This is a genomic window from Mesorhizobium sp. M1A.F.Ca.IN.020.06.1.1 (assembly GCF_004023265.1).
Lineage (GTDB): Bacteria > Pseudomonadota > Alphaproteobacteria > Rhizobiales > Rhizobiaceae > Mesorhizobium.
In genome coordinates this window covers 1-2,562 of record NZ_RZSR01000867.1, presented here as the reverse complement: position 1 = coordinate 2,562, position 2,562 = coordinate 1, and the positions used below count along the sequence as shown (strand labels likewise).

The window sequence follows — 2,562 nt, the reverse complement described above, 5'->3', positions numbered from 1 at the left end:
CCACAAGGGGGAGGGTGCAAGCTCCTCAGATCAATAGATCTTTGAGAACTTCTCGATGTTGGTCTTGTCGAACTGGAAGGGCGGAGCCATCGCAGCCGAGTTGGTTTCGTCGAGCGTCACCTTGCCGACGCGGCCGATCGACAGCGTGGCGCCGGGCTTGGCCTCTTCTTTCTTCACCGCCAGGTCATGCGCGAGATAGATCGCCGAGTAGCCGAGGTCGATCGGGTTCCACAGCGCGACCGCCTGGCTGGCGCCGTTGTCGATGAACTTCTTGAACTCCGACGGCAGCGCGAGGCCGGTGACGTTGACCTTGCCGATCAGGTTCTCGTCGGTGACGACCTGCGCGGCGGCAACGACGCCGACGGTGGTCGGCGCGATGATCGCCTTGAGGTTCGGATAGGATTTCAACAGGCCCTTGGCTTCGTCGGTGCTCTTGGCGGAGTCGTCGTCGCCATAGACGGTGGCGACCAGCTTGATCTTCGGGAACTTCTCCGGCAGCACCTTCTTGGCCGCTTCGATCCAGGCATTCTGGTTGGTCGCGGTCGAGGATGCCGAGAGGATGGCGACATCGCCGCCTTCCGGCAGGTAGTCGGCGGCGAGCTTGATGATGGTCTCGCCGATCAAATTGGTGTCGGACGGGTTGAGGTGGAGCTGGCGGCCTTCCTTGGCGACGCCGGAGTCCCACGAGATCACGGTGATGCCGCGATCCATCGCCTTCTTCAGCACCGGCACCAGCGCATCGGCGTCATTGGCCGAGACGGCGATGGCATTGACCTTCTGCGCGATCAGCGAGTTGATCACCTCGATCTGCGCCTCCGCCGTCGCTTTGGTCGGACCGGTATAGATCACGTCGACGTCGCCCAGTTCCTTGGCCGCTTCCTCGGCGCCCTTGTTGGCGGCGTCGAAGAAGCCGTTGCCGAGCGACTTCACGACCAGCGCGATCTTGACGTTCTCGGCATAGGCGCCATTCACGAACATGGCGGCGGAAAAGGCCGCCGTGACCAGCAGTTTCTTCAAAAAGCTCATTCGAATATCCTCCCTTGAGCGTTGCATTCCATCGCCGCTGCGGGCGCGAGTTGTCCTCAGGCCTGCAGTGAAGATTCCTCCTTGTCGCTTGACTGTTTGCGGGCGACGATCAGCGCCACACCCGCGGTTTCCAGCATCTTGGCTTCGCGGTCGTCGATACCGTCGTCTGTGATCACGGTCGTGATGCGCGACAGCCCGCACAGGATCAGGCTGGATCGCATGCGGAATTTCGAGGAATCGACCAGCACCACCAGCTCGTCGGCCTGGTCGATCAGTTTTTGCTCCGCCTGGATCAGCAGCGGGTCGCCTTCCATCAAGCCGAGCGGGCCTAACCCTTGAGCGCCCATGAACATGCGCCGCGCATAGAAATTGCGCGTCACGTCATTGTCGAAGGGCGACAGGATGATGTTCTGCTCGCGATAGATCGTGCCGCCCGACAGCATCACCATGTTCTTCGAGTGCTTGAGCAGATGCTCGGCGATCGGGAACGAGTTGGTGAAGATCGGCATGCGGCGGCCGGTCAGGAAATGCACCATCTGGAAGGTCGTGGTGCCGCCATTGATGATGATTGGCTCGCCGTCCTTGCAAAGGTTCACCGCTTCCCGCGCGATCGCCCGCTTCTGCGCGGCGTTCAGCGTTTCGTTGACCGAGAAGGGCCGGCCGGCAAGGCCGATGACTTGCGGCGGTGAGATCGCCTCGGCGCCGCCGCGCACCCGGCGCAGGCGCTTTTGCACATGCAGCGCCGCGATATCGCGCCGGATCGTCGCCTCGGAGGAGTCCGTCAGGTCGACCATTTCCTGCACCGTCACCACAGGCTTTTCCTGGACGGCGGACAGAATGATCCTGTGGCGCTCTTTTTCGTGCATGGTTCCTCCCTGCCTGGCTATCAGGCACCAGAAAACGCGCAGTGTCAATCATTTCCGATCACATATTTTCATTGTGCAGTGCAATATGATCGATTTTGATCGTTTGTGATTGACAAGAGGCCCAGTTGCGTAGACATTCCAGCCAGAATTGGACTGCTCATTTTTAGCGTCCCAAGGGAGGATACCTATGCTCGACAAGCGCTCCGGCTCGCGCCTCGCCAATTTGTGGGACGATGCAAAGGCCGAAGGGATGAGCGGTCCCGAGCTTCTGGTCTATCGCTCGAACACGCTGGGTTCAGACAAGCGCGTCACCAATTATGGCGGCGGCAACACCTCGTCCAAGGTCTGGCAGAAAGACCCGCTGACCGGTGAGGACGTCGAGGTGCTGTGGGTCAAGGGCTCGGGCGGCGACAGCGCTTCGATCAAGCTCGACGGGTTCGCGACCCTCTACATGGACAAGCTGCGCGCGCTGAAGAGCCTCTATCGCGGCGTCCACCACGAGGATGAGATGGTGGGCTACCTGCCCCACTGCACCTTCAACCTCAATCCGCGCGCGGCTTCCATCGACACGCCGCTGCATGCCTTCGTGCCGAAGGCTTGCGTCGACCACATGCATCCCGATGCCATTATCGCGATAGCCGCGGCGAAGGACTCCAGAGCGATCACGAAA

At 61.0% G+C, this 2,562-nt stretch carries 3 protein-coding genes; 1 reads left to right on the top strand and 2 read right to left on the bottom strand.

Annotation, left to right across the window (positions count from 1 at the left end; all coding sequences use genetic code 11):
* Positions 1-30: 30 nt before the first annotated feature.
* Entirely contained in the window at positions 31-1,026 is a 996-nt protein-coding gene (gene rhaS / locus EOA60_RS28230; protein WP_095826047.1) for a rhamnose ABC transporter substrate-binding protein, read from the bottom strand.
* A 56-nt stretch (positions 1,027-1,082) separates the two neighbouring features.
* Positions 1,083-1,892 carry a DeoR/GlpR family DNA-binding transcription regulator gene (locus EOA60_RS28225; protein WP_066993950.1) on the bottom strand — a complete coding sequence of 270 codons (810 nt, stop codon included), beginning with the start codon at positions 1,890-1,892 and terminating at the stop codon, positions 1,083-1,085.
* Between the two features lie 187 nt (positions 1,893-2,079).
* On the opposite strand from EOA60_RS28225, the gene EOA60_RS28220 reads away from it, so the two are divergent.
* Positions 2,080-2,562 (top strand): class II aldolase/adducin family protein (locus tag EOA60_RS28220; RefSeq protein ID WP_206628283.1); only part of this gene is annotated, 483 nt, incomplete at its 3' end.

What these genes read in the sequence shown, in the direction of transcription:
- EOA60_RS28225 (WP_066993950.1), bottom strand. Translation starts at nt 1,892, where the DNA reads ATGCACGAAAAAGAGCGCCACAGGATCATTCTGTCCGCCGTCCAGGAA.
- rhaS (WP_095826047.1), bottom strand. Translation starts at nt 1,026, where the DNA reads ATGAGCTTTTTGAAGAAACTGCTGGTCACGGCGGCCTTTTCCGCCGCC.